18 protein-coding genes and 1 other RNA gene are annotated in these 15613 nt (G+C 57.8%); 4 read left to right on the forward strand and 15 right to left on the reverse strand.

Annotated elements, in window-relative coordinates:
- The first annotated feature begins 18 nt into the window (after window positions 1–18).
- Window positions 19–546 carry a CAP domain-containing protein gene (locus tag WMP97_RS03130; RefSeq protein WP_340439781.1) on the forward strand — a complete coding sequence of 176 codons (528 nt, stop codon included), beginning with the start codon at window positions 19–21 and terminating at the stop codon, window positions 544–546.
- Window positions 547–1113: 567 nt separating this feature from the next.
- On the opposite strand, the gene WMP97_RS03135 is transcribed toward WMP97_RS03130, so the two are convergent.
- The 11 genes from WMP97_RS03135 to ftsE form a co-directional block, all read right to left on the reverse strand.
- Window positions 1114–2430, reverse strand: coding sequence for a hypothetical protein (locus tag WMP97_RS03135; protein ID WP_340432240.1), 1317 nt, complete (start codon window positions 2428–2430; stop codon window positions 1114–1116).
- Window positions 2430–2624 (reverse strand): hypothetical protein, encoded by a 195-nt coding sequence (locus WMP97_RS03140; protein ID WP_340432238.1) that lies wholly within the window; start codon window positions 2622–2624, stop codon window positions 2430–2432. The genes WMP97_RS03135 and WMP97_RS03140 overlap by 1 nt, the downstream gene beginning before the upstream one ends.
- A 2-nt stretch (window positions 2625–2626) precedes the next feature.
- Window positions 2627–3211, reverse strand: coding sequence for a DnaB-like helicase N-terminal domain-containing protein (locus WMP97_RS03145; protein WP_340432236.1), 585 nt, complete (start codon window positions 3209–3211; stop codon window positions 2627–2629).
- Window positions 3212–3592 carry a hypothetical protein gene (locus tag WMP97_RS03150; RefSeq protein WP_340432234.1) on the reverse strand — a complete coding sequence of 127 codons (381 nt, stop codon included), beginning with the start codon at window positions 3590–3592 and terminating at the stop codon, window positions 3212–3214. It lies immediately after the preceding gene.
- Window positions 3592–3783 (reverse strand): helix-turn-helix domain-containing protein, encoded by a 192-nt coding sequence (locus tag WMP97_RS03155; RefSeq protein WP_340432232.1) that lies wholly within the window; start codon window positions 3781–3783, stop codon window positions 3592–3594. The genes WMP97_RS03150 and WMP97_RS03155 overlap by 1 nt, the downstream gene beginning before the upstream one ends.
- Window positions 3784–4027: 244 nt before the next feature.
- Complete coding sequence (locus WMP97_RS03160) at window positions 4028–5275, reverse strand: tyrosine-type recombinase/integrase (RefSeq protein WP_340432230.1); 1248 nt, start codon at window positions 5273–5275, stop codon at window positions 4028–4030.
- Window positions 5276–5445: 170 nt separating this feature from the next.
- Window positions 5446–5826, reverse strand: a transfer-messenger RNA (tmRNA) gene (gene ssrA, locus WMP97_RS03165).
- A gap of 62 nt (window positions 5827–5888) precedes the next feature.
- Window positions 5889–6245, reverse strand: a complete 357-nt coding sequence (locus WMP97_RS03170) for a DUF488 domain-containing protein (protein ID WP_023020832.1) — start codon at window positions 6243–6245, stop codon at window positions 5889–5891.
- Complete coding sequence (gene smpB / locus WMP97_RS03175; protein WP_005322310.1) at window positions 6238–6741, reverse strand: SsrA-binding protein SmpB; 504 nt, start codon at window positions 6739–6741, stop codon at window positions 6238–6240. The genes WMP97_RS03170 and smpB overlap by 8 nt, the downstream gene beginning before the upstream one ends.
- Window positions 6742–6785: 44 nt before the next feature.
- Window positions 6786–7688 carry a permease-like cell division protein FtsX gene (gene ftsX / locus WMP97_RS03180; protein ID WP_340439782.1) on the reverse strand — a complete coding sequence of 301 codons (903 nt, stop codon included), beginning with the start codon at window positions 7686–7688 and terminating at the stop codon, window positions 6786–6788.
- Window positions 7685–8374: a cell division ATP-binding protein FtsE gene (ftsE, locus tag WMP97_RS03185; RefSeq protein ID WP_301732440.1), complete on the reverse strand. Its 690-nt coding sequence runs from the start codon at window positions 8372–8374 to the stop codon at window positions 7685–7687. The genes ftsX and ftsE overlap by 4 nt, the downstream gene beginning before the upstream one ends.
- A 109-nt stretch (window positions 8375–8483) precedes the next feature.
- Here ftsE and WMP97_RS03190 point away from each other — a divergent pair, with 109 nt between their 5' ends.
- On the forward strand, window positions 8484–10103 hold the full coding sequence (locus WMP97_RS03190; RefSeq protein WP_340439783.1) for an AbgT family transporter: 1620 nt from the start codon (window positions 8484–8486) through the stop codon (window positions 10101–10103).
- Between the two features lie 76 nt (window positions 10104–10179).
- On the opposite strand, the gene prfB is transcribed toward WMP97_RS03190, so the two are convergent.
- Window positions 10180–11277, reverse strand: a complete 1098-nt coding sequence (gene prfB, locus WMP97_RS03195; RefSeq protein ID WP_200288005.1) for a peptide chain release factor 2 — start codon at window positions 11275–11277, stop codon at window positions 10180–10182.
- Window positions 11278–11337: 60 nt separating this feature from the next.
- Here prfB and WMP97_RS03200 point away from each other — a divergent pair, with 60 nt between their 5' ends.
- Window positions 11338–12174: an inositol monophosphatase family protein gene (locus WMP97_RS03200; RefSeq protein ID WP_340439784.1), complete on the forward strand. Its 837-nt coding sequence runs from the start codon at window positions 11338–11340 to the stop codon at window positions 12172–12174.
- Window positions 12167–12949 (forward strand): histidinol-phosphatase, encoded by a 783-nt coding sequence (hisN, locus tag WMP97_RS03205; RefSeq protein WP_301732436.1) that lies wholly within the window; start codon window positions 12167–12169, stop codon window positions 12947–12949. Before WMP97_RS03200 ends, hisN begins: the two co-directional genes overlap by 8 nt.
- Here hisN and WMP97_RS03210 read toward each other — a convergent pair.
- From WMP97_RS03210 to WMP97_RS03220, 3 genes are read right to left on the reverse strand one after another with little or no spacing between them, the layout of a single operon-like run.
- A complete protein-coding gene (locus WMP97_RS03210) occupies window positions 12946–13206 on the reverse strand; it encodes a MarR family transcriptional regulator (RefSeq protein WP_301716040.1) in 261 nt (86 codons plus the stop codon). The two genes, hisN and WMP97_RS03210, sit on opposite strands and share 4 nt — an antisense overlap.
- The gene (feoB, locus tag WMP97_RS03215) at window positions 13203–15125 is read right to left on the reverse strand and encodes a ferrous iron transport protein B (protein ID WP_248099675.1); all 1923 of its coding nucleotides are present in this window, start codon (window positions 15123–15125) and stop codon (window positions 13203–13205) included. The genes WMP97_RS03210 and feoB overlap by 4 nt, the downstream gene beginning before the upstream one ends.
- Window positions 15125–15370, reverse strand: coding sequence for a FeoA domain-containing protein (locus WMP97_RS03220; protein WP_084279013.1), 246 nt, complete (start codon window positions 15368–15370; stop codon window positions 15125–15127). Before WMP97_RS03220 ends, feoB begins: the two co-directional genes overlap by 1 nt.
- Window positions 15371–15613: the final 243 nt, after the last annotated feature.

Genomic DNA, 15613 nt, shown 5'->3' on the forward strand with positions numbered 1-15613 from the left:
TTCAAGGAGGAATTACCAATGTCGGATGAAATCATGCCCGAACCAGTAGAAAAAATCGCAGCACCAGCTGCCGCAGCCGCAGCACTAGTCGGCGGCGAACTCGCAATACCAACCCCACCAGCGCAAGCCCAAGGACCAGGAGGGCCAAACCCCGCAACGGTCAATGAACTAAAACCAGAAGGAGTCCGCGCACACTCAATCGTCCTTAAAATCAATGAAGTAAGAGCACAAAACGGACTCAAACCCGTAACTGAAAACCCAGCCCTCAACGGCATAGCCCAAAACTGGGCAGACCACGTCTGCCAAACTGACAACCTACACCACCGCCCAGAACACTGGAAGACTTACCCAGCCCAAATACCGCCAGGAGGAGAAAACGTCCTCCAAGCATGGAACGACTTCTCAGATGCACAACTCGTTAAGCTCTGGGTCGATTCACCCTCACACCGAGAAATTCTTCTAGACCCCGAAGCCAAGACCGTCGGCACAGGAATAGCCGTCAACCCACAAGGCAAGCTCTTTGCGGTTCAAAACTTCGGACGCTAAATAGACCACTAATGGCCTCAAAGGAGAACTTCCTTTGAGGCCATTAGCATGTCGCCACGAGCACTGAAATAGAAACCAGCACATTAACCAAGAGATGCGCCCAACTAACCTCGAGACCCGTACACGCCCTAAACGCCTTGGTCGCCCGTGGGTTGGGGAGTTGTGGGGGCGGGGGTTGCCCCTGGGGGTGGGTGTGCATTTCCAGAATTCTGGATTATGGAGTTTCGCGCCCAGGTTCCCCTGGGGGTGGGTGTGTATTTGTGGTGTGGAGAGAGATGGCGCGACTCACAGTGGCAGGGCGGGGAGTCACCACACTAACCCGCTTATGAAATGCCCCTAGGCCATCCCCGCGGTAACTAATCACTCTAGAAATAGGATTACAAGTGTAGAAACACTACAAGGGTGCCCTATGTGTCCTATGCAGGTCAGGGCCTATTTTTGGGTGTCCTATTAGGTGTCCTACGTGTCCTAGGACAGCTAAGCCCAGGACAGTCAGGACACCACTCTAGGACAGGCAAAACACCGCGTGACCTGCACAGGACAGGTAGGACACTAGGACAGGCCCGTCTACACGAGATGATGGAAAGCAGGGCCGCGTTCTACACGCGAACCATCCCAGCGAAGCGCGCCATCGTGAACCATCTGCCCCAATATCGAATCGGCATCGGGACGGTCACGACTATTAAGCGCCTGCCTAAATTGCTGCCATGTTTCAGGCTCTGGAGAACAACCATCTTCAACATCAACCCATTCAACAATCTTTTGGGTTAGACGGCTGCGTTTCTCTTCCTTCCGCTTTATCCTCCGCTCTGCTGCCAGCTCCGCGGCTTGCTCATCCTCGCCCCGCCGCGCCGCCCTATCCTCAATGCGCTTATCGCTATCGTGCCGTTCACAGCGGGCGATAACCGCGGCGGAATAATCCATAATCGCTTTAGCGCTGTCATAGTCATGCTGGCTAGCACTAGCCTGGCTGCGCAGTAGGGCAATGCCCATAGCTAGCTTGGCGGTAGTGAAATCAGCGTGACCTACCGGCGCTACCGCTGCACCATGCTTGAGCTTTTGCTTTTGCATATCCCGGGAATGCTGCTGCACTGAACGAGGGAAGCTAAACGGCTTGCCCTCCATCAACTGCATTGGAATATCTACCGGCAAGAGCTCCGCTTTAGGATAGTCGCGGTCAACATCCACCAATGGATCTACTAGCTCTACGAACACGAAACGATGCCGCAAACCATCATCGCCACCTTCCAGCAAAATACCGGCGGTATCAGGTTGAGCCCCCACCGACAAACAGCCACGGTAGGAATCTTCCGGAAGTTGAATTTTATCCCTCCGGTTATTAATCCCCAGAGGGTTGCCACTGTAGACAGATAAAAGATTCTGCCTGAGCGTATTGCCTTGCCGCTTCATCAGGTTGCCCAATAAGCCAACTTCTGCGACACCAAACAGCACAGGCGCGCCAGGTATCGCTGTGCCATCTTCCACCAGAGGGTTGCCGTTATCGTCGTGTTCAATCATCGACGTGATTACGCCCTCCCCTGAACTTATAGACGCGTGTGTAGGCTCTAAGGTCTTGCCCTGGCATGAGACCTGCATAGCGTGGCGTACGTACTTCATAAGCCGGTCTTTGCCCATACCCGGCGCGTCCATCAGGCAAACGAATAGGTTCGCAGTTCCGGTACCTAGGCCTGCATCCAGCATGACTTTTCCGGGGGTTGCTGCGATGGCGTATAGGGCACAACCGACAAGGAATGAGACTGGTGGAAGGCTGTTATGGCGCGCATATTTGCGTATCGCTGCCAGCGCCTTGGAATCGGTATTAAATACCGTATTTTCTAGTTCCTGCCACTGCTGCAGGCTGTAGGCACTATTGCTCTCGGTCATTAACCCTCACCTCCAGCGACGAAATACCCGCGGGCTGGTGCATCAGTCCGCCGCCCGTCCGGGTCACGATGGCCACTGCGAAGCAGGGGAAGGCGCAGGGCTGCATCACGGCGACGTTGAGCAGCATCGTAGGTGCCTCTCGCCTGCTGTTGGGCGGTGAGCTCATCCACCAGGCGGTTAGTTACCTTGGCCATTGTTAAGCCACCTCCAGACCGGCGCGGTGCGCCATGTGTGGAAGGAACACAATCTGGTTCATGCAGCGGCGAATATCTTCATCTGCGCCACTGGAGGCGGCGTTAACGAGCTCATGCCCGGCACTGTCTAAAGCACGGTGTAGGCGCATCCTTTTAAGCCCATCAGCAAGGCGGTACACGTCCGCCATTACCGGCGGTAGGTACTTGCCTGAAGTCGCCTGCAGTAGGGCGCTAGCCACCGTGTCAGACAGGCTCCCGGCAGCCTGTAGGTCTTGCTGGATTAAATCTGGCTGCAGTGGCGCGTCGGGCTGGCCTTCATCATGCAGCCGCTGTGCCGCTTTGGTGATAGCCACATAGATAGTGCCGTGGTGCGGCATGTAGAAATCACGCGCATCTAACCTGTTGGCAAGGTCTGCAACCTGGCCAGCTCGCGCTGCTAATAAGCCACGCAGCAGGGCTAATTCAGCTTCCCGACTGTATAAGGCGCTGGTATAGTCAAGACTGGTTGACGCGCCACCACCATCATTCTTGCCCTCTTCCTGGCCTTCCTCGCCGGGCAGGGGGTATTTCTTTGCCGATGTGGGCATTTAGTAATCACCGCCTTCGATGCACGCGTCCCACACGGGGTTATCCGCATCGTCATCGTCTTGGCCTGGCGGGTTAAGCCTGCTGCTATACCCGTCATCGATGTAGACGGGCTGGCCGTTGCTGTAATGCCTCTGGTGGCATACTTGCCAGACAGGCCCATCAGATAGCCCCTCAAACTCCGGATTGGGCTGTACAGTCAGCAGACCGGCGTCACGTAGTTCAGCATCGACGGCGCTAACTAAGCTGCCGAGAATATCGCACACAGGTTCTAGCGTGGCATCGTCGAGTCCACTGAGTATGAGATTATCTTCCGCGCAATCCACGAGATTATGGATCAGCTCTCGAATGTAGATAATCCGGTCATTGGCGTTCACGTTCATTACGCTGCACCCCCGCTCCACTGGTTGGTTGGGGTGAACAGTGCGTCCACATCTTCAGGCTTCAGGCGGATATTGCGCCCGGCCCTATACGCGATTAGGCGACCTTCCGCAATGTAGCGGCGGATAGTACGGGGGGATAGTTGGGTATAGTCTGCTGCCTGCTCAATCGTGAGCATTTGTGTGTCCGTCATGTCCCTTAAGGTGCCATGAGGGGAATTGAAATGCCACATATTGGTGCAGGTCAGGGGTAATACAGAGTTGTTTACGGTGGCATACGGTGGCATACGGTGGGATACGGTGGGATACGGTCGTTTACCATTTTGCATTAATGGCATTAATCACATTTTTGCACCAACCGCAACATAACCGCAGGTAACCAGACCCTAGAGAGTGATGTAGGACACATGTAGAGGGGTTAATCAAAAGTGGTAGATGCTACGTAAGCGAAGCGCTCACCTTCTCCATCAACGAGGTCGTTCGCTCCGCCCTCACCTTCAGATACACATTAAGAATTGTGGTCACATCATCCTGCCCCAGCAGGCGACCAATCTCCTTCAAATGCGCACCCTGCTCCGCCAAGCGAGTAATCAACCAATTACGCCCAGTATGCGGATCAATATCAGGACTTACCCCAGCCGCCTCTTTCGTCCGTTCAAGCACACTGCGATAACTGGTATCCATCACCATCTTGCCGCTAGAGGTAGCACTAAAAAGCACGGCACTACGGTCACCTTCCGTAGTACGCAATACCGTTGGCGCACCGGGCGCATACTTTTCTAAGTGCTCCAGAAAGATAGGCGTATCCGCCGCCATAATCGGCACCTCCCGATAACCCGCCCTAGTCTTAGGCGGCTGCACCATCATATAGATACCGCTGTTACCTGAAATGCGCTGCGCGTTCTGCTTCACCCTCACAGTCACACGGGGCACAGACGCGCCGGGCTGGTGCTCCACCTGTACATCGTCTCGCTCCAGGGCGATAGCTTCACCAATGCGCAGGCCATGGTGCAACATGAGTGAGGTTAAGGCGCGATAGCGGGCAGGCACGTGGTCTAAGATGGCGGCTATTTCCGCATCCGTAGGCAGGTACTTTTCTTTAGGCTGTACGCGCTTGCCCGCTTCCTTAATATCCACGGGGTTGGCTTCTATCATTTCGCGTTCAACGGCTGCAGCACACGCGGCTTTTAGGCGCTTATACGCCTGTTGATTAATCGTGTGGGCATTGGGATAGCACCGCTGTACACCGTCCCACCAGCGGTACACGTCCGCTTTAGTCAGCTTCGCTAGCGCAATATCCCGCAAGCTGCATACGTCTTTATCTTCAGCTCCAGGGCCAGAGGGCTGTGTGATGCGCACGCGGGCCACACGGCGATAATTCTGCATTGTGGATGGCTCAAGTGGAATGGGGCGCTGCTCCAACAGATTATGGAAGCGGTCTAACCACTGCCCTACCGTTTCGCCTGAAACTTCCTCCTTAGCCCGGCGCGTCTTGGGCGGCTCCCACGTGCCTAAGTCGATTAGGCGGCGCTCTGTGGCTATCCATCCATCTGCATCAATTTTATTGGCGAATGAGTGGCCAGGCGTGTGTATTGCGGCATCGGGGCCGGTGTATTCCGCGTACCAACGTTTGCCTTTTTGGCGGACGCGCCCGAATGAGCTGCGCCGTGCTTTCTTACTTGCCATGAATGTGCTCCAGGGATAAGGGCGGGAAGCGGGAATGTATTCCCGTTATTTTCCCGTTCAGAGTTCATTTAGTGTCATTCTATGGCAACCTATGGCAAGATACTAGACAGGCAATAACCTGCATAGATAAAGCAAAACCCCTAGTCGCGAACGACTAGGGGAAATGCAATTGGTGGAGCTGCCGGGAATTGAACCCGGGTCCTTCGTCACCTTGCCAGGGCTTCTCCGTGCGCAGTTCGCACAGGATCTCTCCTCGGCCCTCCGGATCGGGCGAACACGTCCGGATGATGGGCCCAGTCACCAGTAAGAGTCCCGACTGGTCCTGATGACCCGGCCAGCCGGCTAGTTCCTTAGTCGATGCCAGGTTCTAGGTCAGGAACGAAACCTAGGCTGACAGACACGCGTCGCTGTAATTAGGCAGCGAGGGCGTAGTCACGCTGAGAGTTCTTCTCTGCGTTTATTGGTTGCTACGACGCTTATACGGTGGTCGTTAGCCTGCACCGGCACGCTTCCCCTGGCTCAGTGCACGAAGTCGAAACCAAATCAACCCCATGCGGTAGGGACGGGATAGTGCATCTTCCCTACGGTTCGTATAACACTACCCCACCCACTTTTATTTCCTCAAGTGCTCCTTCAGCCACTCTTTGAGGACCACTGCGTGGTTGACCTTGCGGTTGGCGGCGGCAAAGAGAAGGGTGGCGTCGGCAAGCGCAAGCAGCTGGGTGAGCTCTTCGGAGTCATTGTCATCCAGCTCAGCCTTGTAGCGGCGGGCAAACTCGTCGAAACGATCCTCGTCGTGGTTCCACCATTTGCGCAGCTCCGGACTCGGCGCGACTTCCTTGAACCATTTCTCGTAGTCCACATCGCTCTTGGCGACGCCCCGGGGCCACATCCGATCCACCAGCACCCCGACGCCTTCGATGGTGTCCTCACCCTTGATGACGTCGTGGACTTTCGCTGTCTTAAACATTGATGCCCTTCACGCGGCGACCGAGCTCGCGGGAGATTTCGCGGTCCTGGTCGCGGCGCTTAATATCCTCTCGCTTGTCATAGTCCTGCTTGCCTTGGGCCAGCGCAAGCGAAAGCTTGGCGTAACCATTTTTGAGATAAACCTTGAGCGGAACCAGGGTCTTATTGCCATTGCGCACCTGGCCATAAAGTTTGTCGATCTCGCGGCGGTGCAATAAAAGCTTGCGGGTGCGCCGCGGGCTGTGGTTCGTCCACGAGCCCATGGAGTACTCCGGAATGTGGAGGTTCCGCAAGTACACTTCGCCATCGTCAATGGTGGCGAAGGCATCGTTGAGCGAGATTTTTCCCTCGCGCAGTGATTTAATCTCGGTGCCGAGCAGGACGATGCCACACTCGTATTCCTCGAGGATCTTGTAGTCGTGCCGGGCCCGGCGGTTGGTCGCAAGCGTAGCCTCGCCGGATGCCGCCTTCTTGTTTTTCTTGCCCTTCTTAGCCATAGTTATGCCAGTGTAGTGCCCTTTTGACTGGCCCGGCAAACAGACTATTTGCGTACATATGACCGCAGGGTGATATGGGCCGTGACGGCGGTAACCACCAGCGCTAGCAGGCCGACGAGCGGGAGGGCAATCCAGAGGTCGCCGGATTTCATAGGAGCCAGCAGCTGGGATTCATAAAGTCCCTGCAGGGACGGGTCTACCACTTGGGACTTGCCCAAGAAGATGCCGGCCCCGCCGAGGAATACACCGATGAGGGAAGCCAAGACTGCTTCCATGACGAATGGCGCCTGCGTCATCCACCGGCTTGCGCCCACCATGCGCATGATCTCTGTTTCGCGAGTGCGGTGGAACGCAGCAATTTGCACCATATTAGCCACCAAGAAGATGGCCGCCACAGACATCACGATGGCCAGGATGAAGGTGGCATTGCGGATGGAGTCGAGGTTGCTGGCGGCATTGCGCACCTCTTGCTGCTGGTCGACGACGTCCTCTACCGCTGGGTTATCCCGAATCGCATCGATTGCGGAGGCGTCTTCTGGGTCTACAAGCCGCACGTGGAATGCAGCCGGCAGCGCATCAGGGGAAGTTTGCTCCACCATCACAGGGTCGGTGTCTTGGAAAAGTTCTTTGAACCGCTCATAAGAATCTGCGCGGTTGCGGTATTCCACGGACTCGACGGAATCATCCGCCTCCAACTGTTCCTTGATATCCGCACAGGCCGGACTCGTGCAGTCTGGATCCCCGGCAGAAATATCCTCATTGAGCTGAACCATGACCTCGACGCGGTCGAGGTAGATATCCTTGGTGTCCTTGGTCAGGTTGGTCACCATAATGCCGGCGACAACGAGCCCGACCGCAATCGCGGTGGTGATAATCATGGCAATGGTCATAGTCAGGTTGCGGCCAAGCCCCTTGGTGGCTTCGCGGAAAATAAATCCTAGCTTCATGCTTCCCCCTCATAGGTTGCCTCGTGCTCATCGCGCACGAGTACTCCATTGCGCAGCTCCAGCACGCGCTTGCGCGCCTTATTGACGGCGCGGGCGTTATGGGTGGACATGACCACGGTGGTGCCGCGGCGGTTGATGCCCAGCAGTAAGTCCATGATCTCGTCAGCAGTGGAGGGATCGAGGTTGCCCGTTGGTTCGTCGGCAAGCAGAAGCTTCGGCCGATTAACCACCGCGCGGGCGATGGCCACACGCTGCTGCTCACCACCGGAGAGCTCATGCGGATAGGCGTTGTGGCGATCGTGGAGTCCCACCAGCTCCAATACCTGCGGGACCGCAGTGGAAATGCGGTACTTACTCTTGCCAATGACCTCCAGTGCAAAGGCCACGTTTTGATACACCGTCAGCTTGGGCAGCAGGCGGAAATCCTGGAAGACGTAGCCGATGGACTGACGCAATGCGTTGATCTGCTTGCCGGAAAGCTCATTGACGTGGAAATCATCAAAGTAAATATCGCCTTCAGTTACGTTGCTGTAGCGCACCATCAGCTCCAAGAAGGTGGACTTACCGGAGCCGGATGGACCGATCAGGAAAGCGAATTCACCATCCGCAATCTCGAAAGACACCCCATCGAGCGCTGGGCGGGACTCGGCGGAGTAGGCCTTAGTCACGTTGTCGAATCTAATCACGCAAATCACTGTAGCAACCAAAGTTGACACCGCGCTGTGAACTATATTTAAGTAATGTGGTCTAAGACACTAATTTGTTCCGACCCAATCGACAGAAAGTGCCGATACTATGGCCGAAACCGAAACTAAAGAAAAACCACGTTCTGCAAGCGGCTTCCTGGGCACTGTAGAAAAGATTGGCAATAAGCTGCCGGATCCGTTCTGGCTCTTCGTCATCCTCGCGGCAATCGTTGCTGTGACATCCTGGCTGGGGCACCTCATTGGCATGACCGCCGAGGATCCCAAGACCGGCGAGACCATTGAGGTTGAATCGCTGCTGACCACCGAGAATATCTCGCGCATGGTTACAGACGCCGTGGAGAATTTCACCAGCTTCCCACCGCTCGGCGTCATCCTTGCCGTGATGCTCGGCGTGGCCGTAGCAGAGCAGTCCGGCCTGCTTTCCGCCTTGGTGCGCGGCATGGTCACCAAGGTCAGTGCCAAAATGCTTACCTTCGTCGTGGCGTTGGCCGGTGTGACCGGCTCTGTGGCCTCCGATGCCATCTACGTCATCCTGATTCCGCTGGGAGCCATGGCCTTCCACGCGGTGGGCCGCTCCCCCATCGTGGGTGCAATGGTGGCCTTTGCCGCCTCGTCAGCCGGATTTAATGCCTCGCTGATTCTCAATATCACCGACCTCCTGCTGGCTGGTATTTCTACTCCAGCCGCGCAGTTCGTCGATGCCGAGTATGAGGTCAGCCCGCTGGCGAATATCTTCTTCGTCATCCCTTCCGCCGTGGTGCTTTCGCTCATCATTACCGCGGTCACGGAATTCCTCATGGTGAAAAAGGCCCGCGAATTGGTAGACCATGACCACATCAATTACGAAGAAGTCTCCTTTTCCAAAGCCGCTGGCGGCCCTTCCAACGCGGAAGGGGAAAAGGAAGAATACGACTTCACGGATGATGAAGAGGCCATGCGCATCAAACCCAATGAACAGCGTGGTTTGATAGCGTCCGGCGTCACCCTGGCGATCTTCCTCGCCGCCTTCTTCGCCCTGCTGTTTATCCCTGGTTCCCCGCTGGCGAGCCAAGAAGACAGCTTTATGGAGTCGCCGCTCATCAGCGCCATCGCGGTGCCCATTGCCTTGGCCTTCTTGGTATGCGGCATTGCCTATGGCTTGGCGGCTGGCACCGTGAAGTCCTTTGCTGATGTGCCGACGTTTATGGCCAAGGGCATCGAGACTCTCGTTCCCATGCTGGTCCTCTTTTTCGCCGTCGCCCAGTTCCTCGCTTGGTTCGAGTGGTCCAACCTCGGCGTATGGACCGCTATTAAGGGCTCCGAGCTACTCCAGCACTGGTCCCTGCCGCCGTTGCTCATGTTCGCCGCGCTGGTCGCCATGGTGGCACTGCTCAACCTATTCATTACCTCTGGCTCTGCCCAATGGGCGCTTATGGCCCCGGTCATCGTACCGATGATGATGTATGTTGGCGTCTCACCCGAGGTCTCCCAGATGCTCTTCCGTATCGGTGACTCACCGACGAATATCATCACCCCAATGTCGCCCTACTTCGCGCTGGCGTTGACCTTCCTGCAGCGCTACTACAAGCACACGGGTGTGGGTACCTTGATGTCGCTCGCCCTTCCTTACTCGCTATGCATGCTGGTGGGCTGGTTCATCTTCTTTGTCATCTGGTACCTCATCGGTCTCCCGCTGGGACCAGGTGCACCGATGCACTTCCCCGCATAAGATTTCGCCGCGAGCTCAAGACAAAGGCCGAACTGCAGAGACAATCCTCTCAGTTCGGCCTTCGTTGTTTTCCTAACTAGTCCTGCTCTTGCTGCATGCGCCAGCGGATGCCGGATTCAAGAAAGCCATCGATATCGCCATCAAGCACCTTGGAGGGATCACCCACCTCAAAGTTGGTGCGCAGGTCTTTGACCATCTGGTACGGGTGCAGCACGTAAGAGCGCATCTGGTTGCCCCAGGACGCGTTACCACCAGCGCCCAGCGCATCGAGCTCCGCCTGTTCTTCTTGGCGCTTGCGCTCCAAGAGCTTTGCCTGCAGCACGCGCATAGCCGAGGCCTTATTTTGAATCTGCGATTTTTCGTTCTGGCAGGTGACCACGATTCCGGTGGGAATATGGGTTAGACGCACCGCCGAGTCGGTGGTATTGACGGACTGGCCACCCGGACCAGAAGAACGATAAACATCGACGCGCACATCATTGTCCGGGATATCGATGTGGTCGGTCTGTTCCACCACCGGCAGGACTTCCACCTCGGCGAAGGAGGTCTGGCGTCGGCCTTGATTATCAAAAGGCGAGATGCGCACCAAGCGATGCGCGCCTTGTTCCACGGAAAGCTGGCCGTACATGTACTCACCATGGACTACGAACGTGGCTGACTTGATGCCCGCTTCCTCCGCATAGGAAATGTCATATACATCCACCTTGTGGCCGTGCTTTTCTGCCCAGCGGGTATACATGCGCATAAGCATTTCAGCCCAGTCCGCCGCATCCACACCGCCGGCACCAGAGCGAATATTGATAACCGCCTCACGCGGGTCATACTCACCGGAAAGCATGGTGGTGACCTCTAGGGATTCGATGGCGGACTCCAGGGAATCGAGCTCCTCGTCTGCCAGGGAAGAATCCCCTTCCTCTTCCGCAAGTTCGTACATGACGGGCATGTCCTCGAGACGCCCGCGCAGCGCTTCTAGCTTGCGAACCTTCGCCTGCGCTGCGGAAAGCTCAGAGGTGACCTTTTGGGCATGTACGGGGTCGTCCCACAGGGATGGATCCCCGGCCTGGGCCTCTAGTTCCCGAATGCGGGCAGCCAAAGCCTCTGGGTCCATGACCTTCTCAATGGTGGTCAGGGTGGATTCTAGTTGCTTGAGCCGTGCTGTTACTTCGGGACGCATAGGCCCCAATCCTACCCACCGGGCCATCACAATTAGCCATCGGCCGCGTTTAGGGTGACAATGGTGGGCATGGATCAAAAGCCGAGCTTGCAGGAGATGATCGACGCGGTCATCAAGACCTTTATTGTCGCGCACGTCGATGACGGGGATGCGCACCTAGCGCAAGCCCTCGTCTATAACGCCGGCCGCCTAGCCTGGCGCCTGCGCGAGATGGGCGTTGACGTGGAGCAAAAGACTTCCATCTCGGACGTTGTCACGGATGCAGACCGCGCGGCCGAGCGCTTCGTCGCGGGCGTGCTCGAGGCCGTGCGCCCGGAGGACGGCATCCTGGGTGAGGAGGGCGCCGCCCGCGAGTCCCAGTCCGGCCGCACCTGGGTCATTGACCCAGTCGATGGCACCTACAATTTCTCTTCCGGCTCCGATTATTGGTGCTCTGCCCTCGCGCTTGCCGACGCCACCGGGATCACCCTCGGCGCCGTCCACCGCCCCGCCATGGGTTATACGTGGTTCGGTGGCCGCGACTACCCCACTTCTCTGGACGGCAAAGAAGTTTCCCGCCTTGCGGCTCAGCCAGCCAAGCAGATTTCGCTATCTACCTATTTGCACCCGACCTCGCTGATGGATGCGGATATCCGCGGGGCATGGCAGCGCGTGGCGGAAAACTTTGCTACAGTCCGTATGCTCGGTGCCGGTTCTGTTGACCTGTCCTCCGTAGCCGATGGCACGTGGGGCGCATGGATGCAGCATTCGGTAGCGGATTGGGATTGGTTCCCCGGCAAAGCTCTCGTTGAAGCAGCCGGTGGTGCCGCCCGCAAGGTAGAAGCCGGCGGTGTCGAATGGTGCCTCGCCGGCAATAAATTGGTAGTGGATCAGATGGAGGATTGGCTCCGTGGGTAAGTTCAAAGAAGACTTGGGCCTCGCGCTCGAGCTGGCGGGCCATGCCGATGTGGTAACCATGCATCGTTTCGAGGCCTCGGATCTTTCCGTTAAGGAAAAGCCGGATATGTCTCCCGTATCGGATGCGGACCTCACCTGTGAGAAGCAAATCCGCGAATCCCTCAAGCGCTCCCGCCCGCGCGATGAGGTGCTGGGCGAGGAATACGGCGGCGAGGCCTGTTATAAAGGCCGCCAGTGGGTCATCGATCCCATCGACGGCACCAAGAACTTCGTGCGTGGCGTGCCCGTATGGGCCACGCTCATTTCCCTCTTGGAAGACGGCGAACCGGTGGTATCCGTCGTCTCCGCTCCCGCCCTGCGCCGCCGCTGGTACGCGGCCAAGGGCGCGGGTGCCTTCCGCGTGTTCGGCGGCGAGCCGAAGCGTTTGAGCGTTTCCCACGTAGAAAAGCTCTCCGATTCTTCGCTGGCGATGAGCTCGCTTACCGGATGGGCTGAGCGCGGATTGCGCGATAAATTCCTCGCGCTAACGGATAAAACGTGGCGCCTGCGCGGCTACGGAGACTTCTGGTCCTATTGCCTCGTCGCCGAAGGCGCAGTAGATATCGCCGCCGAACCGGAGGTTTCCCTGTGGGACCTCGCTGCGCCCTCGCTCATCGTGACCGAGGCCGGCGGTACCTTCACTGACCTTGACGGCAACCCCGGACCGCATGGCGGATCCGGCGTAGCCTCCAACGGACTGCTGCATAAGCACGCCCTCGCCGCGCTACAGGGCTAAGGCCTTCTCCGCAGCTGGAGCAGCACCGGACCGCGGTGCCCGGCAGCCGCTCCGGAACAACCGCCCGCCTGCGCGCAACTGCCGCAGCCGCCGGTGGGGCACGAAGTGAGCGATTCACGCACCAGCTCCGCCGTGCGTTCGAGGTGGGCGAGGATGATTTCCACGGTCCCCTGCCCTAACCCAGTAGCTTTTGCAATGTCAGCCGGGTTGGATTTTCCCTGTTTAATGGCCTCCTTGACCTGCTCCGTGGGGCTCATAGGAAGACCTTGAGGACTTGGAAAACTCCCACCGCCAGGATCCAGGCGGAGCCGAGTTGTAGGGCGAAGCCGATGAGTGTCCACTTCCAGCCTATTTCTCGCCGCTGCGCGGCTACCGTGGCTACGCACGGGGTGTAGGCCAGCAGGAATACCATGTACGCCCATACTGCCGCGAGCCCGTGCCCGCCAGAGGCCGCATCAAAATCAGCGCGGATATGGCTGGCCAGTGGGGATTCTGCTTGCTCTTCCGGTGCATCGTCAGTGACGTCTTCGACTGCGTACGTCTGTGCCCACGTGGAAATGAGGGTTTCCTTCGCTACGAATCCGGTGACCAAGGGTCCGGTCAGCGACCAAGAATCAAAGCCTGCTGGGGCAAAGACGGGAGACATTGCCTGAGCAACGGCACCATAGGCGGAATCCTGTGGCGGCACTGCCTCTTCGTTAAAGGAGTGCCCGCCGGTGACCGGGATGGACATGAGTAGCCAGATGACTACCACCGTGGCCACGATGATGCCGCCGGCGGTATGCAAGAAGCCCTTGAGGCGCACCCACATGACTGAGATGGTGAGTCTAAACGTGGGCAGCTGATAGGCCGGAAGGTCGATAACGAGGGCTTCGGCCGGCATGGCCCGCCACACCGTGCGCCGCAGCGCCAGGCCTACCAATACCACCAAAGCGATGGACAGCACGTACATGGCAAATACCGCGGAACCGGCATGAGCAGGGAAAAATACCTGTGCCAGCATCATAAATACGATGAGACGCGCAGAGCATGAAGTAAAGGGAATAAGCAGGCAGGTGAGGATGCGGTGGCGGACGTCGCCAAGCACGCGCGTGGCTGAGATAGCCGGTACATTGCAGCCATAGCCCACCACGATGGGGATAAAAGCCTTACCCGGCAGGCCGATGGCGCGCATCACGCGGTCAGTGACCACGGCCGCGCGCGCCATATAGCCGGAATCCTCCAGCACCGCCAAGCACAAAAACATCAGCGCAAGAAGCGGCGCGAAGGTGAGCACCATGCCTACACCACCGATGAGACCATCCACCAACAAGCCTGTGAGCAGCCAGTTATCCGGGAGGATGCTGCGCGCAGCGGCGGAGACCGGGCCGGTGATGAATGCTTCTAATCCGTCCTGTAGCGGACCCGCGACAGTAGTGGTGATGAAGAAGACCGCCCACATCACCGCCAGAAACAGAATCGGCCCGAGCACTGGGTGCAAGACTAGGCGGTCCGCGCGGTGGCTGAGCGGTTCGCCAGTATCCGTCCGTGAAACGGCAGCCTTTTCCGCCGCGTCCAAATCCACAAAGCGCTGGTCTAGGTCAGCATTGGGCCGGATGGTCCGCGGATCAGTGTGCATTGCACGGGCAACCTCGCGCTCGAGCGCATCCAAGTTTTCACGCCGCCGACCGTTAACGCTGACCACCGGGATGCCCACCTCGTGTGAAAGCGCGGACGTATCGATGCTTATGCCCTGCTGCTTGGCGATGTCCTCCTTGGTCACCCCAATCACTACCCGGTATGGGTGCTCCGCAATCTGGAAAGCGAGGTTCAGTCCGCGCGCCGGCGCAGTGGCGTCCACGAGCACCACAACCACATCGGGGCGCTCACACGGCGGAGCCTCCACGAGCATATCGCGGGTAAATTCCTCGTCTGGGCTCATTGGATCCAATGAATAAGCACCAGGAAGATCAATGATGTCAAAGGCCTCTGGCTGCGCATTCCACAAGCCACGGCTTATCTCAACGGAGGTACCTGGCCAGTTTCCGGTCTGCACCTTCGCTCCGGTTAGCGCATTGAACAAGGTAGATTTGCCGGAATTTGGAGCCCCGACCAATGCGAGGACCGGCGTTCCCTCCTTCGCAATGCGCATCGAGGAGGTGGAATGGCAGCTCGGCGCAGCGGTTTTCCGTGCCATTATGCTGCCACCGGGATGACTTCGAGCTGGCGAAGAGTAGCCGCATCCACCGCATAGTGGGCGGTGCCTACGGTAACTAGGCGCGCGCCGCCGGCTACCTTGCGGCCGATCTGTACGCGCACACCTGGGCGGAAACCTAATTCCCGCAAGCGCAGCGCCAACGCCGGCCGCTCGTCGATGGCGTGCTGCAAGCAGCACTCAGGAAGTTCCACCAAAGCGTCTACCGGTGCCTGATCGGCGCGCATACACTCGGATTTTTCGCACCCCGGTTTGCGCCGGGTGCGGGACAATAAGGACAGCTGCAACATCGCGCGGTTACCTCAGTTCTCTCTGACCGGACCATGCCGGTGATATTAGCCACACCTAAGTAGCTACTAGATAAGGCTAACCTTAGTCCGCCTAAGCTTTTCACACAAGCTCCGATTAGTTGTGATTATCGGCACCGGGCAGGGACGCAAAAAGCCCGCTCCCCGAGCTGGGGAGCGGGC

It is taken from the genome of Corynebacterium sp. KPL4072 (assembly GCF_037908395.1).
Classification (GTDB): Bacteria; Actinomycetota; Actinomycetes; order Mycobacteriales; family Mycobacteriaceae; genus Corynebacterium; species Corynebacterium kefirresidentii.